The sequence below is a fragment of the Wenzhouxiangella sediminis genome (assembly GCF_003410055.1).
In the GTDB taxonomy this organism is placed as follows: Bacteria; Pseudomonadota; Gammaproteobacteria; order Xanthomonadales; family Wenzhouxiangellaceae; genus Wenzhouxiangella; species Wenzhouxiangella sediminis.
Genome location: NZ_QUZK01000042.1, coordinates 81,717 through 102,709, shown reverse-complemented (window position 1 = coordinate 102,709; position 20,993 = coordinate 81,717). Strand labels below are relative to the sequence as shown.

At 62.7% G+C, this 20,993-nt stretch carries 17 protein-coding genes, 1 tRNA gene and 1 pseudogene; 8 read left to right on the top strand and 11 right to left on the bottom strand.

Annotated features, from left to right (window positions below; genetic code table 11):
* Nucleotides 1–3: 3 nt before the first annotated feature.
* The 3 genes from mraZ to DZC52_RS11535 form a co-directional block, all read right to left on the bottom strand.
* Nucleotides 4–456, bottom strand: a complete 453-nt coding sequence (gene mraZ, locus DZC52_RS11545) for a division/cell wall cluster transcriptional repressor MraZ (RefSeq protein WP_116651292.1) — start codon at nt 454–456, stop codon at nt 4–6.
* Between the two features lie 355 nt (nt 457–811).
* Nucleotides 812–2,212 carry a nucleotide 5'-monophosphate nucleosidase PpnN gene (ppnN, locus tag DZC52_RS11540; protein ID WP_116651291.1) on the bottom strand — a complete coding sequence of 467 codons (1,401 nt, stop codon included), beginning with the start codon at nt 2,210–2,212 and terminating at the stop codon, nt 812–814.
* 127 nt (nt 2,213–2,339) lie between these two features.
* Nucleotides 2,340–5,621 carry a TonB-dependent receptor gene (locus tag DZC52_RS11535; RefSeq protein WP_220338354.1) on the bottom strand — a complete coding sequence of 1,094 codons (3,282 nt, stop codon included), beginning with the start codon at nt 5,619–5,621 and terminating at the stop codon, nt 2,340–2,342.
* A 392-nt stretch (nt 5,622–6,013) separates the two neighbouring features.
* Here DZC52_RS11535 and DZC52_RS11530 point away from each other — a divergent pair.
* Nucleotides 6,014–6,090 (top strand) — tRNA-Pro (locus DZC52_RS11530).
* A gap of 403 nt (nt 6,091–6,493) precedes the next feature.
* On the opposite strand, the gene DZC52_RS11525 is transcribed toward DZC52_RS11530, so the two are convergent.
* The 5 genes from DZC52_RS11525 to DZC52_RS15395 form a co-directional block, all read right to left on the bottom strand.
* On the bottom strand, nt 6,494–6,811 hold the full coding sequence (locus DZC52_RS11525) for a P-II family nitrogen regulator (protein ID WP_116651289.1): 318 nt from the start codon (nt 6,809–6,811) through the stop codon (nt 6,494–6,496).
* Between the two features lie 15 nt (nt 6,812–6,826).
* Nucleotides 6,827–9,934, bottom strand: a complete 3,108-nt coding sequence (locus tag DZC52_RS11520; RefSeq protein WP_116651288.1) for an efflux RND transporter permease subunit — start codon at nt 9,932–9,934, stop codon at nt 6,827–6,829.
* Between the two features lie 9 nt (nt 9,935–9,943).
* The gene (locus DZC52_RS11515; protein WP_116651287.1) at nt 9,944–11,221 is read right to left on the bottom strand and encodes an efflux RND transporter periplasmic adaptor subunit; all 1,278 of its coding nucleotides are present in this window, start codon (nt 11,219–11,221) and stop codon (nt 9,944–9,946) included.
* A gap of 2 nt (nt 11,222–11,223) precedes the next feature.
* Nucleotides 11,224–12,576: a TolC family protein gene (locus tag DZC52_RS11510; protein ID WP_116651286.1), complete on the bottom strand. Its 1,353-nt coding sequence runs from the start codon at nt 12,574–12,576 to the stop codon at nt 11,224–11,226.
* Between the two features lie 86 nt (nt 12,577–12,662).
* Nucleotides 12,663–12,977, bottom strand: a complete 315-nt coding sequence (locus DZC52_RS15395; RefSeq protein ID WP_147307678.1) for a hypothetical protein — start codon at nt 12,975–12,977, stop codon at nt 12,663–12,665.
* A 168-nt stretch (nt 12,978–13,145) separates the two neighbouring features.
* On the opposite strand from DZC52_RS15395, the pseudogene DZC52_RS11500 reads away from it, so the two are divergent.
* The 3 genes and pseudogenes from DZC52_RS11500 (at nt 13,146) to DZC52_RS11490 (ending at nt 15,534) form a co-directional block, all read left to right on the top strand.
* Nucleotides 13,146–14,110: pseudogene (locus tag DZC52_RS11500) on the top strand (arsenic resistance protein).
* A 204-nt stretch (nt 14,111–14,314) separates the two neighbouring features.
* Nucleotides 14,315–14,716, top strand: coding sequence for a type I restriction-modification system subunit M N-terminal domain-containing protein (locus DZC52_RS15765; protein WP_116651364.1), 402 nt, complete (start codon nt 14,315–14,317; stop codon nt 14,714–14,716).
* Nucleotides 14,656–15,534 (top strand): type I restriction-modification enzyme R subunit C-terminal domain-containing protein, encoded by an 879-nt coding sequence (locus DZC52_RS11490; protein WP_245960813.1) that lies wholly within the window; start codon nt 14,656–14,658, stop codon nt 15,532–15,534. Before DZC52_RS15765 ends, DZC52_RS11490 begins: the two co-directional genes overlap by 61 nt.
* Nucleotides 15,535–15,622: 88 nt before the next feature.
* On the opposite strand, the gene DZC52_RS11485 is transcribed toward DZC52_RS11490, so the two are convergent.
* A complete protein-coding gene (locus DZC52_RS11485; protein ID WP_116651284.1) occupies nt 15,623–16,561 on the bottom strand; it encodes a hypothetical protein in 939 nt (312 codons plus the stop codon).
* Nucleotides 16,562–16,628: 67 nt separating this feature from the next.
* The gene (locus DZC52_RS15760) at nt 16,629–16,859 is read right to left on the bottom strand and encodes a helix-turn-helix domain-containing protein (RefSeq protein WP_116651363.1); all 231 of its coding nucleotides are present in this window, start codon (nt 16,857–16,859) and stop codon (nt 16,629–16,631) included.
* A gap of 127 nt (nt 16,860–16,986) precedes the next feature.
* Here DZC52_RS15760 and DZC52_RS11475 point away from each other — a divergent pair, with 127 nt between their 5' ends.
* From DZC52_RS11475 to DZC52_RS11460, 4 genes are read left to right on the top strand one after another with little or no spacing between them, the layout of a single operon-like run.
* Nucleotides 16,987–17,223: a hypothetical protein gene (locus DZC52_RS11475; protein ID WP_116651283.1), complete on the top strand. Its 237-nt coding sequence runs from the start codon at nt 16,987–16,989 to the stop codon at nt 17,221–17,223.
* Complete coding sequence (locus DZC52_RS11470; protein ID WP_116651282.1) at nt 17,216–18,466, top strand: site-specific integrase; 1,251 nt, start codon at nt 17,216–17,218, stop codon at nt 18,464–18,466. Before DZC52_RS11475 ends, DZC52_RS11470 begins: the two co-directional genes overlap by 8 nt.
* A complete protein-coding gene (locus DZC52_RS11465; RefSeq protein ID WP_116651281.1) occupies nt 18,466–18,879 on the top strand; it encodes a hypothetical protein in 414 nt (137 codons plus the stop codon). Before DZC52_RS11470 ends, DZC52_RS11465 begins: the two co-directional genes overlap by 1 nt.
* Nucleotides 18,872–20,167: a hypothetical protein gene (locus DZC52_RS11460; protein WP_116651280.1), complete on the top strand. Its 1,296-nt coding sequence runs from the start codon at nt 18,872–18,874 to the stop codon at nt 20,165–20,167. The genes DZC52_RS11465 and DZC52_RS11460 overlap by 8 nt, the downstream gene beginning before the upstream one ends.
* On the opposite strand, the gene DZC52_RS11455 is transcribed toward DZC52_RS11460, so the two are convergent.
* A complete protein-coding gene (locus tag DZC52_RS11455) occupies nt 20,092–20,877 on the bottom strand; it encodes a ZIP family metal transporter (protein ID WP_116651362.1) in 786 nt (261 codons plus the stop codon). The two genes, DZC52_RS11460 and DZC52_RS11455, sit on opposite strands and share 76 nt — an antisense overlap.
* Nucleotides 20,878–20,993 lie beyond the last annotated feature (116 nt).

The following is a 20,993-nucleotide window of genomic DNA, read 5'->3' as shown; positions in this document are numbered from 1 at the left end:
GACCTAAAGGACCAGTTGCGCCATTTCTGCCGACGCCTGCTCCTGGATCTCTCGTTCCTCGGCGGCGCGGCGTTGATTGAGGATGTCCTCGTTCCAGATTTCAAAGCGCTGGCCCATGCCCATGAAGACCACGCGCTTGTCCAGACCGGCCACCTGCCTGAGGGTGACCGGCAACAGAATTCGGGAATTGGAGTCGAGCTCGAGCTGGGTCGCGGAGCCCACCAGCCGACGCTGCAGGCTGCGGTGGCTGGGATTGAAAGTCGACAGACCCATTACTTCGTCACGGATCCTCTCCCACTCGGGGTGCGGATAGAGCCAAAGGCAGCCGGCGTCGAATGCCGAGTAGGTGAGCACCAGCCGGTTCTCGCAGTCCGCCTCGAGATCCTCGCGATAACGCGTCGGGACCGCCATGCGGCCCTTGGCGTCGAGATTGATGGCGGTTTCACCAAAAAACACGGCTCAGCACTCACTTCCACTCAGGAACCACTTATTCCCACAATTTCCCACTTCGCGCCACCATAGCCCTCGCACCGCGGAGTGTCAAGCAGTTTCAGGGGGTTGGCGCCGGGCTGGTTGGCTGGTTGGCTGGTTGGCTGGTTGGCTGGTTGGCTGGGTGGCTGGGTGGCTGGGTGGCTGGCGAGCTGTCAAATCAGCGTGCAGACCGACGGAGGATCCACCAGAACTTGCGCGGCGCAGCCGCCCAGCAACGACGACAAGTTGCCGAACCAGCCAACTTGCGAACCAGCCAACTAGCTAACGACGGGAAACACGGCAACGGGCAGGCCGACCTCGCCCGCTCCTCAGCGAGGTGTCAGCTTACGATGCGATAGCATGGTTCGTACGGCTTGCCGCCGGGCAGTTTCATGCGGTGCTGGGCGACGAAGCGCTTGAGCAGGTCGTCGAGCGCGGCCAGGATGGCGGGCTCGCCCTTGATCTCGAAGGGGCCGTGCTCGCGGATGGCGCGCAGGCCGTTGGGCTTGACGTTGCCGGTGACGATGCCCGAGAACAGACGGCGCAGATTGGCGGCCAGTTCGTGCACCGGCAATTCGGGCGAGATATCCAGGCTCGCCATGCTCTCGTGGGTGACTTCGAACGGCTCCTGGAAGCCGACGTCGGTGGTGAGCTTCCAGTTGAAATAGAAGGCGTCGTTGGTATCCACGCGCCACTGGCGGACTTTCTGCATACCTTCGGCCATGTGGCGGGCCACGGCAACCGGGTTGTCGATGATGATGCGGTAGCGCTCGCGGGCGGCCTCGCCGAGGGTCAGGCCCACGAAGCGATCGATTTCCTCGAAGTAATCGCGCGCCGACTCCGGCCCGGTGAACACCAGCGGGAACGGCATGTCGGCATTGTCCGGGTTGAGCAGCACGCCGAGCAGGTAGAGGATTTCCTCGGCCGTGCCCACGCCGCCCGGGAATACGAGAATGCCGTGCCCGAGACGGACGAAGCCTTCGAGGCGCTTCTCGATGTCGGGCATGATCACCAGGTCGTTGACGATCGGATTGGGCGACTCGGCGGCGATGATGCCGGGCTCGGAAATGCCGACGTAGCGACCGGGCAGCGTGCGCTGCTTGGCGTGGGCGATGGTCGCGCCCTTCATCGGCCCTTTCATGGCGCCGGGCCCGCAGCCGGTGCAGATATCCATGCCGCGCAGGCCCAGCTGGTAGCCGGTTTCCTTGGTGTAGTCGTACTCCTCGCTGCTGATCGAATGCCCGCCCCAGCACACGATCATGCGCGGATCGACGTCGGTGTCGAGCAGCTTGGCGTTGCGCAGGATCTCGAAAACGGTGTTGGTGATCCCCTCCGAGCTGTCGAGGTCGAAATACGGGCTGGGATGGATCTCGGTGTGAAAGTAGACGATGTCGCGCACGACGGCCGAAAGCAGTTCGCGGATGCCGCGGATCATCTCGCCGTCGACGAAGGCGCAGCCCGGCGCGTTCTCCAGGTCGATGCGCATACCGCGGGTGACCTGGTGCACCTCGATGCGGAAATCCTTGTAGGTCTCGAGCATCTTCTCGGCATCGTCGCCCTGCTCACCCGAGGTCAGAACCGCGAGCGCCACCTGACGAAGCAAGCCGCCCACCTCTTCGGTGGCGTCCGACAGGCGCGCGACTTCCGCGCGCGACAACACCTTCAGGCTGCGCGCCGGATAGACGCTGGTCGAAACAGTATCCCGTAGCTCTTCGTTCTTGTGCGTTGCGAATTCGTTCATCGTTTCTCGTGGCTTGTGCAAACCGTTCATTATGGCGGCCTGAAACGGAAACGGCCAGCACGAAGGCTGGCCGTTTCCTTCGAGAACCCGGCCGCAGCCGGGCTCTCCTCCTGATTACGCCGGCTGGTCAGAAATCATAGCGCAGGGTCAGGCGGATTTCGTAAACCGAACGCTGGCGATCGGTAAACGCGGTGGGATCACCGTCGAACTCGTTGTAGCGGTACAGGCAGTCGCTGGCGGCCTGGCAGACCTGACGCGGCTGGTCGCCGGTCAGCGCCGTGGCGCCGTCGATGCCGTTGGCGGCCACGTCGGCAGCCGAAACCAGGTCGGCGTCCATGACGGCGGCCTGTCCGAAGAACGGCCCGTTGGTGTAGCGACCCCAGTCGTCGTTGAGCAGGTTCAGGAAGTTCTCGATATCGAGAATGACCTTGAAGCGGTTCTCGCCGACGAAGCGATCCAGGCCCGGAATGCTCGGGATCTCCTGCTGGAAGCGCAGATCCCAGATGTTGTTCCAGTCGTTGGAGGTCGACGAGTACGGCTCGTGAATCTGACCGGTGGGAATGCCGTTGTTGCGGACGTATTCGGCGAACTCGTCCATGTTGAAGCCCGAGCCGTAGACCACGCGCGGATCACCGTTGAGGTCCGGGATATAGAGCGGGATGTTGTCGTAAGGGGCCTCACCCAGGCCGGCACGGCCGAACAGGGTGTTGTCCGGATCGACGTCGTAGGAGGTGCTGAAGACGTCGCCCTTGAACACGCGACCGAACAGGTCCACGCGAGTCGCGTAGCTACCGAAGAAAGCGCGCTCGTAGCCAAGGTTCAGCTTGAACGAGTGCTCGATGTTCCAGGGCGACAGCCGCGGCGTCGGGTCGTTCTTGTCGACCGCGAAGATCGAACGCCAGTTCGAGATGCCGCGCGAGGACGTGCCCTCGGAGACGATCTCGGTGTCCTGGTAGGCGTAGCTGAAGTTGAAGTTCACGCCGCTGTCGAAGTACTTGGCCAGGCTAAGCGACAGCACGCTGCTGTTCGAACCGCTGCTGTTGGTCAGGCGCGTCAGGTTCGGAATGCCCAGGTCTTCCAGATCGGCGTAGATCGGACGGCCGTCCGGGGCGGTGCCCAGCGGCAGCGCGGCTTCGTTGGTATGGGCCACGTTCTCCCAGATGAAACCGTCGCGGGCCTCGGTGTAGAGGTACTGGGCGGTAAAGCGGTAGTCGTCGCCCAGGTCCAGGCCACCGATCTGGAAGTCGAACGCCTGCTCGAAGCGCAGCGAGGCCTTCCAGTCGGACGGCGTGTCGAAGTCTTCACCGATATAGTCGATCGGCGTCGCCGTTCCGGTGGCCACCTGGTCGAGCAGCTCCTGCGGCACCTGGGTAATATCGACGTTCTGAACGTCGGAAGCGAAGGCGCCGAAGGTGGCCTGCTGGAAGGCGTTGGAGGTCCAGACCTTGGGATCGCCGCCGGCGAACAGGCCGAAGCCGCCGCTGATGCTGGCGCGGTTCCACGGCCGCCAGAAGAAGCCGATGCGCGGCATGATCAGGTCGTTGCCGTCGATGTTGTTGCTGGTATCGACGCCGTACTCGTCGTAGACAGCCTGGCTGAATTCAGGCGCATCGCTCTGGTCGAAACGCTCGTAGCGCAGGCCGTAGCTCAGCTCGAAGTCCGGCGTGATCGACCAGGTGTCCTGCACGAACAGGGCCCAGTGGTCGTAGCCCCACTGCGAGGCGCCCTGCTGGGCGTTGTTGGAGGACACGTTGCTGTAGAACACGTCGGCGGTGCCGTTGACCAGGTCGTCGTAGCTGTCGAACTGGAAGTCGCCGTTCGAGAACGGAATGAAGGCGTTGAACAGGTCGTACTGCTGGTACTCCGTACCGAAGGTGATCAGGTGATCGCCCATGAAGTACTCGCCGGAGGCGAAGACCTGCAGGCGCTCGTCGTCGAAGGCGTTGGCGTGACGGAAGTTGTCGCAACCGGCGATGAAGTCACCACCTTCGGTCAGCAGGCCCTCGAGCGGGCTGCCGGCGATGCCGTCGAGATCGAAGAAGTCCAGCGAGATCTGGCCGTACTGCGAGCCCGCGCGGCAGTTCTGGCCGCGCACCTTTTCGGTGTAGTTGACGCGCAGATTGGTCGAGAAGTTGTAGGTCCAGTCAGAGAACAGCTCAGCGGTGGTCGCTTCGATCGACAGGGGAATGTCGTACCAGGCCGATTCAAGCGCGGTCGAATCGACGCTGACGTCGTTCTCTTCGGACTTCTGGTAGGTCAGAGACAGGCGATGATCGTTGTTGATGTTCCAGTCGAGCTTGGCCAGCGTGCGCTCGGAAGTCTGCGGCACGTTGACAACCTGCGGGCGTCCGCCCGGATCGAAGCCGTAGTTGTTCTGAATGATCTGGCGAATCGCGTTGAAGAACTGCGGATCGACGCCGTTGAAGCGGTCGGAGTTGGAGAAATCGGCCGGGGAGGCGTTCTCGTACTCGTCATAGGAGACGAAGAAGAACAGCTTGTCCTTGACGATCGGGCCGCCGAGGGTGAAGCCGTATTCCTTCTCTTCGAAATCACCGGGATCGTATTCGCCGCCGTCGTAGTCGGTGCCGATCATCCCGTCGTCTTGATAGGCGTAGTACAGCGAGCCGTCGAATTCGTTCGTGCCCGACTTGGTCACGACGTTGACCAGGCCACCGGTGAAGCCGCTGGAGGTCACGGAGTAGTCGGAGGCGACCAGCGTGGCCGACTCGATGGCGTCGAGGTTGATCGGCGAGCGCGTCGTGGCGTAGGTGCCGTCGGACAGGCCGAAATCGTCCTGCTGCAGCGAACCGTCGATGGCAAAGGCGTTGAAGCGCGGGTTGACGCCGGCCACGGACATGATGCCGACTTCCTCGGTCTGCACCAGCGGGTCGCGCGCCATGGTGGCGATCACGTCGCGGTCGGCCGCGGGCTGGTTCTGAATGTCGCGGGCACTGAAGGTCGAGCCCACGCCGTTGTTAAGCTCGGTCGCCGCGGAAATGGCGGTGCCGGTCACCTGGATGGTGCCCAGGTCGCGGTCTGCCTCGCCCAGCGAGAACACCAGGGGATCCTGCGAGCCCGGCTCGAGGAAGATATCGCCTTCCTGGGCGGCTTCGTATCCTTCGGCCGTCACGGTGATCTGGTAAGGACCGCCGACTCGGAGACCGCCGCGGAAGAAGCCGCCGGTCTCGCCGGTGACCGCTTCGGAGACGGTGCCGGAGGGCACGTGGAGAATCAGGACGTTGGCGCCGGACACGGCGCTGCCGTCCTGGGCGATAACGCGACCGCGAAGATCGGCGGACGTGGCCTGGGCGTTGGCATCAGCCGCCGGCAGGCTGACGAGCGCCAGCATGCCGAGCACCATGAACGCCGACCAGACGCGCGAAAGACGCGAAAAGTCTACAAGTTTCATGCAACTACTCCGTTGGGTGACATATATACAAGGAACCGAACCACATTCAGGGAATGGCCCGCAGCTCGTTGCCTTGACGAGTGCGTGGCATTCTAGAAACCCTCGGTGACAGCGGGATTACAACATTTTAACTTTTGCGCAACACCGCGACAACCGCAAAACGGAATTAACCCGGTTCCGGGCGGGAGCTTGATTCTGCGCATCACGACCATCCCCTCGAATTGCGGCCTGCATCCACCCCCACCTCCCTCAAGGCAGGAGTGCGACAGGCATTTCGCCGCTGACTATACGCCGAAATCAGCGTGGTTTCGAGAGCCGGCCGCCGCTGGCGCCGATTTTTGCCTCCGAGCCTTGCCTCCCCGAACGCGTTCGACTAGAATGGCCGGCTTCGTCGGGGTGTAGCTCAGCCTGGTAGAGCACTGTCTTCGGGAGGCAGGAGTCGCTGGTTCGAATCCAGTCACCCCGACCAGCCGAATCCCGCAAGAACGCCGGCCCTCGAGCCGGCGTTTTTCGTTCCGGATCATAAAGATACAGCCTAAGCCCCTGAACTCCTGGCGCCCTCCCCGGCCGACCGGGATCCCTCTTCCTGCAGCGCCGGATCGATCTTGTGCCCATTCTGTGCCCAAATCGTGCCCGGCTCGTGACAGCAACGGGGCGAATTCGACACCTGCCCGGCCGTGCCCGGAGTCGGGCCGCCCATGAAATATTGGCTGGTCTGTCCGGAACGAACAGGCGGATGGGACAAACCACTCGTTTTACCCCTCATCTCGGCAATCTTCCTGCGCCAACTCGCACTGCTGAAGCGCAGCACTTTTTCCGGCAGTGAGGGAATCGAGACCTGTGAAGCAGCCGATGATTGTCTCGGCGAATGGCTAATCGATTTCCTTACCGTCCTCGATTTTTCGGGCCGACCGCAACTCACTGACCGTGACGATGCCATCGCCAACATGACCCTCCCAGCTTCTTGCATCAGACAGGATCAGCTCGACGATCGCGTCGACGCGATCGGCTTCGGCGTTGACTTCGAGCTTGATCATCTCGGCCCTGACGAGCCCGTCGCCGTCGTCGGCCGCATGGCCATACTCCTGGACGGGCACCACGGCAATACCGTGATGCCCGCCCATCTGACCCAACGCATCGATGACTCGGTCGAGCAGTGCAGGTCGGATGTAGGCTTTGATTTCGAACATGGTTGCATCTCTCCTTCAGCTGAAGTCGACTTCGCTGCGCGGTTCGGCGAACCAGCGATAGACCGCGGGCAGCACCAGTAGCGTCAGCGCCGTGGAGGTGACCAGGCCGCCGACGACCACCGTGGCCAGCGGGCGTTGCACATTGGCGCCGATGCCGTTGGCCAGTAGCAGCGGGATGAGGCCCAGAATGGCGACAGAGGCGGTCATGAGCACGGGCCTAAGGCGCCGCTCGGCACCCAGGCGCACGGCTTCTTCCAGCGAGCGACCACGCTCGCGCAGTTCATTGATGTAGGACACCATGACCACGCCGTTGAGCACGGCCACGCCGAATACGGCGATGAACCCGACCGCGCCGGGAACCGACAGGTATTGCCCGGAAATCCACAGCGAAAACAGGCCGCCGGTAACCGCGAAAGGTACGTTGAGAAAGATCAACGCCGCGTAGCGCACGCTGGAAAAGGCCATGAACAGCAGCAGGAAGATCAGGCCGAGCGTAATGGGCACGACCACGTAGAGCCGGGCCATGGCACGCTCCTGATTCTCGAACTGGCCGCCGTACTCGACGAAGTATCCGGCCGGCATTTCCACCTCCTCGGCGATGCGCTGCCGGATATCGCTGACCACGCTGCCCATGTCGCGGCCGCGCACGTTGAGCTGCACGAACAGTCGGCGACTCGCCTTGGAGCGCGAGATCTTCTTCGGCCCGCGGTAGACCTCGATATCGGCGATCTGCGACAGCGGGATGAGCGCCCCGGCGGAAGTGCGGAAGTTGAGGCTGCGAATATCGTCGACGCTGGTCCGCGCCGGCTCTTCCATGCGCACGAAGATGTCGAAGCGGCGGATGCCTTCGAAGACCTGCCCGGCCTTTGCCCCGCCGATGCCGGTCTCGACCACGCCCAGGACCTCGTCGAGGGAGATACCGTGGCGCGCCAGCGCCTGACGGTCGGGCCGGACAACGATCTGGGGCTTGCCGCCCTGTTGCTGCATGCGCACGTCGGCCGAACCAGGCACCTCGCGGGCGATGGCGGTTACTTCCTCGCCGATGCGCGCCAGTTCGTCGAGGTCCTCGCCATAGATGCTGATGACGACCTCAGCCATGATCCCCGACAGCAGCTCGTCGGTACGAAGCTGGATCGGCTGCGAGAAATTGTTGGCCAGGCCCGGCACCTCATCGGACAGGCGCTCGGCCATGGCGGTCTGCAGCTCCTCGTAGTCGCGGCCGCTCTTCCACTCATCGAGCGGCTTGAGTGCAACAAGTGAGGCGACGACGTTGACCGGCTCCGGATCGCCGCCGACTTCGGCCCGGCCGACGCGGGCATAGACGCCGGTGACTTCCGGGTACTCGCGCATCACGTCGGCGACCCGCCCGGCATACTCGTTGGCGGTATCCAGATTGGCGCCGGGCGGCAGGGTCGATCGCACCAGGAACGTACCTTCCCGCAGGGTGGGGACGAACTCCGTGCCCAGCATGGGGAACAGGGCCAGTCCGCCGGCGAACAGCACCAGGGCGGCGGCCACGGTGCGCTTTGGATACGCCACCACCGCATCGAGGAGCGGTCGATAGCCCTTTCTCAGCCAGCCGACCAGGCGAGGCTCGCCGTGCACGCTGTCCTTCTTGAACAACAGCGTGGTCAGCACCGGAACCAGGACCAGCGCGACGATCAATGACCCGGCCAGCGCAAAGCTGATGGTGTAGGCCATCGGCGAGAACATCTTGCCTTCCACGCCCTCGAGCGTGAACAGCGGCAGAAAGACGATGATGATGATGGCAATGGCGAAGGCGATCGGCTTGGCGACTTCGCGGGCGGCCTCGCCCACAAGCCTTTGTAGCGTCACATCTTCGTCTTGCCGCTCCTCCATGTGTCGGAAGATGTTTTCGATCATCACCACGGAGCCATCCACCATCATGCCGATCCCGATGGCCAGTCCGCCCAGGCTCATCAGGTTGGCCGACATGCCGACGTATCGCATGGCGATGAAGGCCACCAGCGCCGACAAGGGCAGGCTGATGATCACGATCAGGGTCGATCGCACATTGCCCAGGAACAGCCATAGCAGGGCGAGGACCAGCACGGCCGCTTCCAGCAAGGCCTTCTCGACCGTGCCGACGGCCTTGCCGACCAGGTCGGCCTGCGAGTAGTAGGGTTCCAGCCGCATACCCTCCGGCAAGGCGTCGTTGATGGTCGCAACCTTGGCCTCGATGGCCGTCAACAGATCCTGGGTGTTGGTTCCGATCAGCTTGAGGACAAAGCCGCCCACGCCCTCTTCGCCGTTTTTCATCAGGGTGCCGCGACGAATGGCCGGCCCGAATTCGATCTCGGCGATGTCGCCGAGATAAACGGGCGTGCCCTGCGCTTCGCTGACCATGATGTTGCGCAGATCGTCGAGTCCCTTCTCGCCGGAATCGATCCAGCCATAGCCGCGCACGATGTACTCCTCGCCGCTGCGCTGGATGAAGGAGGCACCGACGTTTCGATTGTTGGCGGCCAACGCGGCGCGAATGTCGCCCACGGTCAGGTTGCGCGCCGCCAGTGCCTTGGGGTCAAGATTGACCTGGTACTGCTTTTCGAAACCGCCGATCGAGAGAACACCCGTCACGCCCGGAACCGTGCGGAGCTGGGGCTTGACGATCCAGTCCTGCGCCTCGCGCAGTTCGGTGGGGGTGTAGTCGGCCCCGTCGACGTTCTCGACGGTGTACATGAATACGCGCCCCAGGCCGGTGGTCAGCGGCCCGAGCTGCGGATTGCCCATGCCTTCGGGAATCTCCTGGCGCGCCTGGGCCAGCCGCTCGTTGACCAGCCGGCGGGCGAAGTAGATATCCGTGCCGTCCTCGAAGTAGATATTGACGCGCGACAGGCCAAAGATGGACGTGCTCTGGACGCGCTCGAGGCCAGGCAGGCCGTACATCGCAATCGACACCGGATAGCTGATCTGGGTTTCGACGTCCTCCGGCGACAAGCCGGGGCTGGCGGTAAAGACCTGCACCATCGTGGGCGTGACGTCCGGAAAGGAATCGATCGGGACACTGCGAAAGGCGAAGATCCCGGCGATCAGCACCGCCGCGGCGAACACCAGCACCAGCAGGCGGTTGGACAGCGCCGTTCGAGTCATTGCATCGATCATGAAACGCTCCTAGTGCGAGTGGGCGGCGCTGCGGGTGGCAGCGGTCAGCGCGGACTTCAGATCGAAGGCGCCGGAAACCACGACCGGGTCACCGGGTGCAAGGCCTTCGAGGATCTCGACGACACGGTCGTTCTCGGCACCGACGGAGACGGAAACGGCTCGAAAGTGGCCGGACTTGTCGCCGGGCACGAAAACGATGTCTTCGCCTTCGAGCTCCTGCACCGCATCGAGCGGCACCAGCGTGCGGTTGGCGGCTTCGCCGACCTCGATGCGGGCGGTGCCGAACATGCCGTCGCGCAGCAAGCCATCCGGGTTGGCGATTGCGGCGCGTGCGGTGAGCGTGCGGGATGCTCGATCCAGGCTGCTGGAAACCCAGTCCAGCTCGCCTTCGAAGCGTGTTGCGGGCAGGCTGCGTACCGTCAGATCCACAGGCTGACCCGGGCGGAGCGCCCCGGCATCGGATTCGCTGGCTTCGATCATCAGCCACATGGTCGAGGTGTCCACGATCGTCACCGGCGTTTCATTGGCGCCGACGGTCTGACCGGGCACGACGTCACGGTGCTGAACGGCTCCGTCGATGGGGCTGGTCAGGACATAGCGAGACAGCGGCACGTCGGCATCGGGCTGGACCGAGTCGATTTCCTCCGGCGACAGGCCGTAGAGCCTGAGCTCCTCGTCGGCCGCATCGTGCTCGGCCCGGGCCTCGGCGAGGAGCGCGCGCGCCTCCTGAAGCTCGGCGTCGCTGGTGATGTCCTTCTCATTGAGTTCGCGCTCGCGCTCGTACTGGGCACGAACTGTCTCGAGACGCGCGAGCGTGGTCAGGTGCCGCGCCTTGGCCTTGCCCAGCGCCACGCTGTCGAGTTCGACCAGCGGGTCGCCGGCTTCGACACGATCGCCGAGATCGGCAATGACACGCACGACTTTGGCGTCCAGGCGCGGCCCGACCCGCGCAATTCGATCCTTGTCATAGGTCAGGGTGGCGGGCGCAGAAACCGCGTCGCTCGCGGATCCCGATGTCGCTTCCTCAACCTGGATCGACAGTCGACGCTGCTGGGCAGCGGTGAGTTCGAGATTGCGGGACCGTTCGTCCTCGCCGTGTGCCGCTTCGTCTTCGTGCCCCGATTCTTCGTCTTCATGGGCTTCGGTCTCATCACCGTGCCCCTCGTGGCTTTCGGCAGCCGGCGCATCGTGGGACTGGTGTTCGTCTTCCCGGCCCGTTTCGCTGTCGCCGCAACCGCTCAACGCGGCGACGAGCAACAGGCCCAAAAGCATCTTCAGTGGTCGCATGATCAGGATTCCTTCTCGTTGATTTCGTCTTCCCGGCTCGTTTCCGCTTCGGCCGGGCGGCCGTGGACGACGAGCAGGCCGCCGCTGGTGCGCTCGAGATCGGTGGCCGCCCGAATGAAGGCGCGGCGGGCCTCCAGATAGGCACGGCGCGCCTGCAGCAGGGCTTCCTGCGCCGAGGAGACGGCCGTAATGCCGACTTCACCCGCGCGGAAGGCCTCGTAGGTCAGCCGCACGTTGTCTTCGGCCGACGCCAGCACCTGTTCGGAGACGGCTTCGATTCTCGATTTGGCAACCCGGTAGTCCTCGATGGCCCGGTCGAGACCGATACGGACTTCCAGCAGCAGGGTGTCACGCTCGATCTGGGCCTTTCTCAGATCCGCTTGCGCCTCCTTGCGCTCACCGCCGTAGCGATGCAGCACCGGCAGCGGCATGGACACGCCCACGCCCGTGATGTCCTCTTCTTCCTCCTGTTCGTAGAACCCGAAAACCGTCAGGTTCGGGATCAACTGGCGCTTCGACAGTGCGAGATCGCTTTCCGCCGCCGCGATATCGGCGGCTGCCGCGGCCAGGTCGCCACGATGGCCCACGACCCGATTGAGCAGCTCACTCCGAGGTGGCAGGTCCAGTGCCCGCAGATTGAAGTCGCCCGAGAGCTCGATGTATTCCGGCACCTGGTCGGCCATCAGCTCGCGCAGGCGCGCCCGCGCCTCGTTCGCGTTGGCCTGCGCCTCGGCCAGGGCCGATCTTGCGCGGCCGACGCCGATGGCGGCGGAGTTGACCTCGATACGCGTGGCCTCGCCCGCCTCCTTGCGTGACCGCGTTGACTGCTGGATCTCTTCGGTGACGGCCACGGCGCGTTGCGCCGTTTCAACCGACTCACGCGCCACGATCAGGTCGAGAAAGGCCCGGCGGGTTCGCGCCGCGACCGTCAGCTCGAGGAACTGGATCATCGCCCGAGCGCTCTCGACCTCCGACTGGCGGCCGCTTCGATTGAGGCCACGCTGGCCGCCGATCCACAGTTCCTGGGAGAGCTCGACGCCGAAGTCGGTGCTGGTCCCGCCCGGTCCGGGCGGGTCGCGCCGGCGCTGCCTAACCGAGATCTGGGGATTAGAGGGCGCCCAGCGACTGGCGTGTTCGAGCCGGGCGCGCGCGGTCAGGATTTCCTGCCGGGCGGCGTGCAGCTCGAGATTGTTCTGCATGGCCGTGGCAACGGCCTCGTCGAGGGTCAGTGTGCCTTCCGGAGAAGATTGCCCGGATTGGGCCGCCACCCACAGCGGCACCATCAGGGCAATGGCTACAGTCATTGCAGCCACTGCCGCACGCCCGCTCATGCGGGCACGATTCGCAGATTGCATGGATACGATTTCCTTTCGTTCAGCGTACGGTTGCGATCAACGACGACCGGGATCGGGCCGCCATCGCACGGTGCTTGGTACGGAACTCAGGAAATAGGGGGTCTGAAGGGGGAGTCTCGACCGTTGGAAGTCGGAAGCCGGAGCGCGTCTGCCAGCGAGGCCGTACGCTTCTGCGGGTGCAGCAAGCCGTGCAGGACGGGAACGGCCACCAGATGCGATCCGGCGTGGCAGTGGTGATCACAGAACTCACCGCCCTGCTGACCACCCGGCTGATCGCCGTGCTTGATCAGGCTCGGCGGTTCCTCATGGGATTCGGCGGACACCGCGTGGCCGTCCATACTCCAGCCGAGTCCGGCAAGAAGGATGCTTAAAGCCACTATTTTGCAGATCGCTTGCTGCATGGCACTGAGGTTAACATGAAAGAATCGGCGGATTAAAAACAGCCCGGCCCTGCAGCCGCACTGCTTAAGGAACCTCTGAACAACTCTGCACGCTAGCAGTATGTGGGTACCCAAAAGGCTTACGATGCCAGACGCTTGTCACTGGAAACCCGGGAAGGATCCTTGCCCTTGCGCGACTGGATGGAACGCCAACAATGCTGGATCTTGCTGATTGCGATCCTGGCGGGCCTGGCCATCGGGCTGGGCCTGCCGAACGTCACGTCACGACTCGAAGTCGCCCTATGGCCGCTGCTTGGGGGGCTACTCTACGCCACCTTTACCCAGGTTCCCCTGACGCGTATCGGTCAGGGCTTCAAGGACTGGCGTTTCCTGGCGGCCCTGCTGCTCTCAATTTCCTGGTCATTCCCCTGGTCCTGGGCGGGATGATGGCGCTGCTGCCCGTCTCGCCAGTCGTGCAGGCCGGTGTGCTGCTGGTGCTGCTCGCCCCCTGCACCGACTGGTTCATCAGCTTCACCCAGCTGGGCAAGGGCGATGCCGGAAGGGCCGTTGCCGCGGCACCCCTGCTTTTGCTCACGCAATTGCTGGTCCTGCCCGTCTATCTCGGGCTCTTCCTGGGCGCGGAGTGGCTTCAGGCCGCCATCAGCACCGACCTGCTCGGCGCCTTTGCAGGGCTGATTCTCGCGCCTCTGGCCCTGGCGTGGGTGACCGAGCGCCTGGCCGAGCGCAGCCCGAAGGCCAGGCGGTGGATTCAGGGCCTGGGCGTGCTGCCCACGCCGCTGCTGGCACTGGTTGTCTTCGTTGTCGCCGTTTCGCAGGTGAACACGGTGGCCGGGCTTTCCGCGGTCATGCTGCAGGTGCTTTTGATCTTCATCGCCTACCTGGTCTTCGCCGCGTTCCTGGGCAAGGCCCTCGGCGGCGCGTTCCAGCTCCCAGCGCGTTCGGCCAGAACCCTGGCCTTCAGCTTCGGTACCCGCAATTCCTTTGTGGTGCTGCCCATCGCCCTGGCGCTGCCCGAGCCTTGGCAGGCCGCGGTGGTGGTCGTCGTCTTCCAGTCGCTCGTCGAGCTGTTCGGCACGGTGGCTTATCTGAAGTGGGTGCCGGGCAAGTTGATTCCAGGGCCCTCTCCCCCCTAGCTGACCACCTTTGGGCGGCGCACGGCGATTTGTAGGACGCGCCCCGCCGTCCACCGAGAACCCCAGCGAGGTAAGGCCACGGGCGGGATTCGACTCCTGCCCAACTGTGCCCGGCACCCTCCTCTCCCCGATCCCCTGTTTCCTGTCCGGGCATAGCCGCTAGAATCATGTCCCAACCTCGGGGGAACAAGGCCAGGAGCAGAAATGATTACCGGCGAAATCAAATCGAAGGTCGACAAGATCTGGGACACGATGTGGGCCGGGGGGATTTCCAACCCCCTGTCGGTGGTCGAGCAGCTCACCTATCTGCTGTTCATCAAGCGCCTGGACGAGATCGAGAAGCGCGAGGAAAACAAGGCCCGCCGCACTGGAAAATACTCCCGGGAGCGCCTTTTCGGGGAGGACCAGCAGCTTCTGCGCTGGTCGCATTTCCGCGAAATGGCGCCGGAGCGGCTGTTCGAAGTCGTGCGCGACGAGGTCTTTCCGTTCATGAAATCGCCTGGCAGCGGATCAGCGACACCGACCGGCAAGTACTGCACGACGAGGTGGCCGGACTGCCCAGCGAGCAACCCAACGACGATATCGAATCGCGCCTGTTCGACCTGACAGCCCTACGCCTGCAATTGGCGCTGATCGAAGCTGACACCGGCGACTTCGAGCGTCACAGAAAGCGCGTCGTCGAGCTGGCCGGCCTGCTGGAAGAGAAGTCCAACGTGCCTGCCGTCAAGGAGCAGCTCGGGCTGCGCGCGGCCGTTCAGGAAGCCCAGTGGTGGGAAGGCACGAACCTGGAGCTGCTCGAAGACCTACGCTTGCGTCTGCGCGGCCTGGTGCGGCTACTCGAGCGCAAGGAACGCACCGTCATCTACACCAACTTCCAGGACGAGGTCCGCGACATCCGGGACGAGGATGTTGTCCCCATGCCCAAGATGACCGGGGCGCAGTACGAGAAGAAAGTGCGCGAATACCTAAAAAATCACCAGGACCACCTGGTCATCCACCGCCTGCGCACCAACCAGCCGCTTACCGAAACAGACTTAGAGGGACTGGAACAGACGTTGAGCGAGATCGGAGACGAAGACGGGCCCCGCTTGCTCAACGACCTGCTCGAACGAAACGGCGCCCCTTCACTGGCTTGGTTCGTCAGAAGCCTGGTCGGTATGGACCGATCTGCAGCCCAGGAAGCATTCGCCGAGTTCCTGAACGACCGCAGCCTCAGCCCAGACCAGATCCGCTTCGTTGAGATGATCGTCGACCAACTCACCGCCCGCGGTGTAATGCCTCCGGAGGCGCTCTACGAACCTCCTTTTACCCGTCTTCACCACGCCGGCCCAGATGAGCTATTCACTGGCAAGGAAGATGTCGTAGAAGCTGTTTTCCAGCAGATCGAAACCATCCACGAAGGCATTCAGACTCGAGCGGGTTGAAAGTTGGCCACTTGGACGCAAGCGTAGCGGGCGGAAACACCTGTTAGTTTTGATCAGATTCCCCGTTTCGCATTTGGCCGCAAGGCCCTCAGCGACAATTTCGATCGGCTTTATTAAATCGCTGCCAGCCGAAAAACCACCAACCCGAGCGCACGAACTCATTCGGGTAGCCTGAGACAGCGAAAATAAGCCTTGAATTGAGCCGGCCGAGCCACTTGCTCAAATGAAACGTATCGTCAGTTCGGGTGCCAGGAAGAGCACCTTCAATGCTTGCCTCATGAATAAGTTCATTTCTTACACTAACGATGCTTTCGATCGTGCGGGCATCCTGAGGAACCTCAAACTGCTCACACATCTGAATTATGCGGTCCCTGTGTTTAACCTCATTCTTCAGTATCCCGCGTTGCACCGAAAATCTATGGATGGCGTCCAGAACCATGTATTCCGTTAGAAACCGATACCATGACCATTCGCAGCTTTTGGCACGCGCGTGCATGTATAGAATCTTTACAAAGAAGTTTCGGTGCGACTCTGACCAGAGGCGCCAATTTTGATATATGGCGCTGAGGGAGTCTTCAAGCGCTCCGCGAAGCAAGAGGATTGAGCTTTTATCAGGAATCGGCACCTTGCCGTCAAACCTCCAGCCATCAAACTGCAGCCGTGTATCGAATAGGAGCGCTAGCAGGTGAACGATGAGAGCGGCATCGCCGCGCCTGATATCGCCGTCGTCAATTCGACTCGAAATAAAAATTTCATGTGACAAAGGTGGCGGAAAGACACGAGCGGGGCGTTCCGTGTTTTCCAGCGGATCTCCATGCTCTCCGGTCTGCCAGTCGATCGGAACGGTTCGCTGAATTGGAGGATATAGATTCCCGTCGCGATGACGATACTTATCTATTTCTTCGCATGCCGCAGCGTACTGCTCCCCGACCTCGACGCTACCGCCTTCGAATTGAATGGAGTGGGGATACCTAAGGAAGCCAAAATCCCACGAAGCCTCAGCACAATTCTGGTGGGTCGAGTTCATGTGGCGCCTAGCTTTGAATCCTCAATCCCCAATCCAGGCCAACAACAGGATTCCGGCTAAGGACGCCCTATTTGTTGGTATCCGGCACATATTCCACCAGTTCCTCGATCCGGCAGTCGAAATAGGCGCAAAGCCTATCCAGATATTCGGTCCGGGTGCTCCATCCTGGCTGATTGAGGATTCTTGACAAGGTGGTTCGTGCAATTCCGGTTGCTTCGGAGATTTCGTGCACGGTCACCCGCCTCCCCTCCTGAAATTCCTTCTCCGCTATTAGCTCTTTCAGCCTAAAACGTATCACTTTTGGGCCATCCGTCCACAAAAAGAAAATTTTGCACCAATACTTGACACCCTGCAAACATCGGTTATATTTTGACCCGAACGTTTCAAAAATGAAACATTTGAGCCAAAAGAATACGGAGGCCATTATGGACAAGACCTATCTGACCACCGACCAGCTCGCAGAGCGCATCCACTACAACCCGCGCACGATCCGAAACCGCCTCAAGGATTCCGTCCTCCTGGAGGGGATTCACTATATCAGGCCGTTCGGGGGCCGGAAGCTGCTGTTCATCTGGGAAGCCATCGAGGAGGACATGAGCAACTTCTCGATGGACAGCGCGCCGCTGGTGCCGATGGCGAACGGGGCCGTGAGCCATGGGTAAGGTTCGAGCCCGCTCGGACAACGGCAAGCTGTTTCTGGATTTCTACTACCAGGGCGAGCGCTGCCGGGAGCAAACGGCGTTGGCAAACACGCCCGCCAACCGGCGCAAGGTACAAAAGCTCCTCGACCGGATCGAATCCGAAATTCTTGCGGGCACCTTCGACTACGGCGCCACCTTCCCCGGCAGCTCTCGCGCCCTGCAGTTCTCAGGAGTCAGGCCTTCTGGCGGGGCCGCCGATCGCGCCTCAGTGCCCGCTTGGACCGCACCTGCCCGGGAGAGAGATCGCACACCCCGATTCCGCGAGTTCTCGGAGACCTGGATGCGGGAAAAGGGGCCGGAATGGCGGCCCAGCTACCGGGAGACCGTCACCGTCACGCTCAATCGCTACCTGCTGCCCGCATTCGGCAACCGGCGCGTGGGCTCGATCACCCGTGCAGACCTAATGGATTTCCGCGCCAAAATCGCTGGCAGTCACCGCGCGAATGGCCGGAAGCTGAGCAACGCCCGGATCAACAAGGTCATGGGCTTCGCGCGCCAGATTCTCGATGAGGCTGCGGACCGCTACGAGTTCCCCTCGCCCTATCGCGGTATCAAATCTTTGCGTTCCAGGAAGCCGGATATCCACCCGTTTTCGCTGGAAGAGGTCCACCGGATTCTGGAACGGGTCCGCCCGGACTATCGCCACTATCTAGCCGTGCGGTTCTACACCGGCATACGCAGCGGTGAGATCAACGGCCTGCGCTGGCACAACGTAGATTTCTCCAACAACCTGATCCTGGTGCGAGAGACCCTGGTTCAGGGCCGACTGCAGGAAGGCTCCAAGACCTACGACTCCAACCGGGACATTCCGATGCTCCCGCCCGTTCGCGAGGCGCTGGAGGCCCAGCGAGAGATCGCTCCCAAGGGTGTCGAGTGGGCCTTCTGCACCCGCCGCGGCGCACCCATCGAGAATCGCAACTTCACCAACCGGGTCTGGAAGCCGCTGCTTGCCAATCTCGGCCTGACCTATCGGCGGCCATACCAGACCCGCCACACGGCCGCGACGCTGATGCTCGCAGCCGGCGAATCACCCGAATGGGTCGCTCGCGTACTCGGGCACACCACGACCCAGATGCTCTTTACCACTTATTCGCGCTATGTCCCGAACCTGACCCGCCAGGACGGCTCGGCGATGGCGCGTCTGCTGGCCTCCCAGGCCGGCACTTCCACCCATAACGACAACAACAAAAAGGAGGACGACTGATGAACGAGTCCATTCCCCGTCTCCGCCCGCAGGCCCTTGCGGATTACCTCTGGCACCGCTACCAGATTCGGCCCGGACAGGCCATGTGCCTGGCCCTGGGCCAGCCCGACACCCGGGACAACCACGAGGCGCTGGTCGCCTGGGCACGCGAGGCGATTGAGCGCTACCGCATCACGGGCCCCGAGGACCTGGTCAACCTGATCGAAGGTGATCTGTTCGTGCAGATGTTCGACGCCGGCCTGGTCGGCGGCATGGTCGAGATGCAGCCGGTTCCCGGTCCCGTTGCCACTCGCCTGTTCGGGCCGCTAGAAAGTGGGCAGGCCCAGCGCGCCGACATCCATGCCCAACGCCCGGCTCCCCAGAGCCATTCCAACAACGTCATCGACATTGCCGGGAGGATCCGCCATGACTGATCATCGCAAGCACCATTTCCACTCCAAGGCGTTCAGGGCCGGCAACTTCAAGCGCATGCTCGACTTCGCGGTCCGCGGCCTGCCGCGACACGTCCTGCGAGGCGAGCAGTACGTCGACTGCGAATGGGCACTCCGGATCTACGGGCCCGAGATCCGCCAGCTCGACGAGTTCAACATTCATCCCAAGTGGTTCTCCTCCGGCGTGCTGGGGGCGGCCCTCATCAGCCTGGCGCTCTACCCCGAGACACTCGACCTCTGGCGACGCCTGGCTCGCAATGAGGTCTTCCGTGACGAGCGCGGCTCGGACGCACCGGGATTCCTGCGCGAGCTGATCGAGCGCCACCAGAACGACCGGCGCTTGACCCGTAACCAGTTCTACCAGCTGTTCCTGTTCCAGGCGACACTGGCCATGGCGAAAGCGTGGGTGCACCACGAAGACCCGGACCACCACTCTCTCCAGCTCCCGCCGACCCCGGATGCAGCGGAGATGATTGCCGCCGTACGCCGCCTGAAAGGCGCACGCCACTCGATGACCGGATTTCGGCCGCCGGAGATCACGCGCGACCGCTGGGTCGTGCTGGACAAGCCCCAGGTCATTCATGAGCCCGATCTCAGGAAGGTGCTGATCCTGGCCAAGCGAGCCTCGAGCCTGGAAGGCTCGCCACTGGCCGATGAGGCCCTGAATGACGCGCTGGAATGGCTCATCAAACCGCACCCGCCGGTCGAGCTGGCGCACCCGGCCGCCTTGGCTGCCGCTGTGGTCAGCATCGCCAGGGCCCCGGATTCTCAGGGCCTGTGGGACCGGGTATTTGCCTTTATCGGCAGGCGCAAGCCCAATGAGGGCCGCAAGCCCTATGCTGACTTGTCAGCCTGCATGCTTGACTGCATCACACTGGCCAATCGCAGCAATAACCCGCACCGGGCGGCCACTGCACTCTACTACTGCGGCCAAGTGCTCGTCGACCTCTGGCTCGAGCAGCCGGACCAGTTTCGGATGGCGCTGCCGCGCGCGCCGAAGGAGCGGCCACTGGACGAGCTCTGGGCCGATCTCGATGTCAATTTCACGCCACGGATCATTTTCGAGTCCAATCAACCTGCGCTGGCGCCGCCTCCCGAACCTGCCGGATTCGGCGGCCAGGAGGGCGGCGGGAAAGGCTCGACCCGAAGAAGGCTCGGCTCGAACGCTCAAGCGGATTCACCAGGGCAACTCAATCAGCCGCCCAACCAGACATCGAGGAACATCATGGTCACGAGCCCGATGGCGAGGCCGAGAGTTGCCCTGTTTTGATGGCCGGATCGGTGGGTTTCTGGGATGATTTCGTGGCTGATGACGTAAAGCATGGCGCCGGCGGCGAAAGCCAGGCCCCAAGGAAGCAGCGACTGAGAAAGAGTGATGACACTCGCGCCGAGAAGCCCGCCAATTGGCTCCACGAGCCCGGTTAGCGCCGAGACGTAGCAAGCTCGTATTTTCGAGTAGCCCACGCCTCCTAGCGAGACCGCAACTGCTAGACCTTCCGGAGCGTTCTGCAGTCCGATACCGATCGCCAGCGGCAGACCGCCAGAAAGGCCGTCAGCTCCGAACCCAACGCCTACGGCAAGTCCTTCGGGAAAGTTGTGGATTGCAATCGCGATAATGAATAACCAGATACGCCGCAAAGAAGCCACATCCGGTCCTTCGCGGCCAGTGTCGAAATGCTCGTGTGGGAGCTTCTCATTGATCAAGGCGATCGCACCCATCCCGAGCAATATCGCAAGGCAGACAATGGCCGCTGGGGCGGGACCACCCTCAAACCAATTTTCAGCGACATCGAGTGCCGGAATGATCAACGAGAAAAACGAGGCTGCAAGCATCACGCCCGCCGCGAAGCCAAGTGCAAGATCGCGCGTGGCTCGTGAGGGGATGTGCATGAAGAGCACGGGCAAGGCGCCGATCGCGGTCAGCGAGCCCGCTGCCAAGCTTCCAAGGAAGCCCAGGGTTATTGGGGAAGGTAAGTCCATTTCATAAGTCCTGCCTGGAGGCTGAGAGACGAGCCAGAGTAACGCCTGAGAGACATCGTTGCCCCACATCCGCGGGTCAGTAAGGTGCTGTGAACCATACGTTCAGTGTCCAAATG

Coding starts and splice junctions, on each gene's coding strand:
- ppnN (WP_116651291.1), bottom strand. CDS start 2,212: ATGAACGAATTCGCAACGCACAAGAACGAAGAGCTACGGGATACTGTT.
- DZC52_RS11535 (WP_220338354.1), bottom strand. CDS start 5,621: ATGAAACTTGTAGACTTTTCGCGTCTTTCGCGCGTCTGGTCGGCGTTC.
- DZC52_RS11525 (WP_116651289.1), bottom strand. CDS start 6,811: ATGTTCGAAATCAAAGCCTACATCCGACCTGCACTGCTCGACCGAGTC.
- DZC52_RS11520 (WP_116651288.1), bottom strand. CDS start 9,934: ATGATCGATGCAATGACTCGAACGGCGCTGTCCAACCGCCTGCTGGTG.
- DZC52_RS11515 (WP_116651287.1), bottom strand. CDS start 11,221: ATGCGACCACTGAAGATGCTTTTGGGCCTGTTGCTCGTCGCCGCGTTG.
- DZC52_RS11510 (WP_116651286.1), bottom strand. CDS start 12,576: ATGCAATCTGCGAATCGTGCCCGCATGAGCGGGCGTGCGGCAGTGGCT.
- DZC52_RS15395 (WP_147307678.1), bottom strand. CDS start 12,977: ATGCAGCAAGCGATCTGCAAAATAGTGGCTTTAAGCATCCTTCTTGCC.
- DZC52_RS15765 (WP_116651364.1), top strand. CDS start 14,315: ATGATTACCGGCGAAATCAAATCGAAGGTCGACAAGATCTGGGACACG.
- DZC52_RS11485 (WP_116651284.1), bottom strand. CDS start 16,561: ATGAACTCGACCCACCAGAATTGTGCTGAGGCTTCGTGGGATTTTGGC.
- DZC52_RS11475 (WP_116651283.1), top strand. CDS start 16,987: ATGGACAAGACCTATCTGACCACCGACCAGCTCGCAGAGCGCATCCAC.
- DZC52_RS11470 (WP_116651282.1), top strand. CDS start 17,216: ATGGGTAAGGTTCGAGCCCGCTCGGACAACGGCAAGCTGTTTCTGGAT.
- DZC52_RS11465 (WP_116651281.1), top strand. CDS start 18,466: ATGAACGAGTCCATTCCCCGTCTCCGCCCGCAGGCCCTTGCGGATTAC.
- DZC52_RS11460 (WP_116651280.1), top strand. CDS start 18,872: ATGACTGATCATCGCAAGCACCATTTCCACTCCAAGGCGTTCAGGGCC.
- DZC52_RS11455 (WP_116651362.1), bottom strand. CDS start 20,877: ATGGACTTACCTTCCCCAATAACCCTGGGCTTCCTTGGAAGCTTGGCA.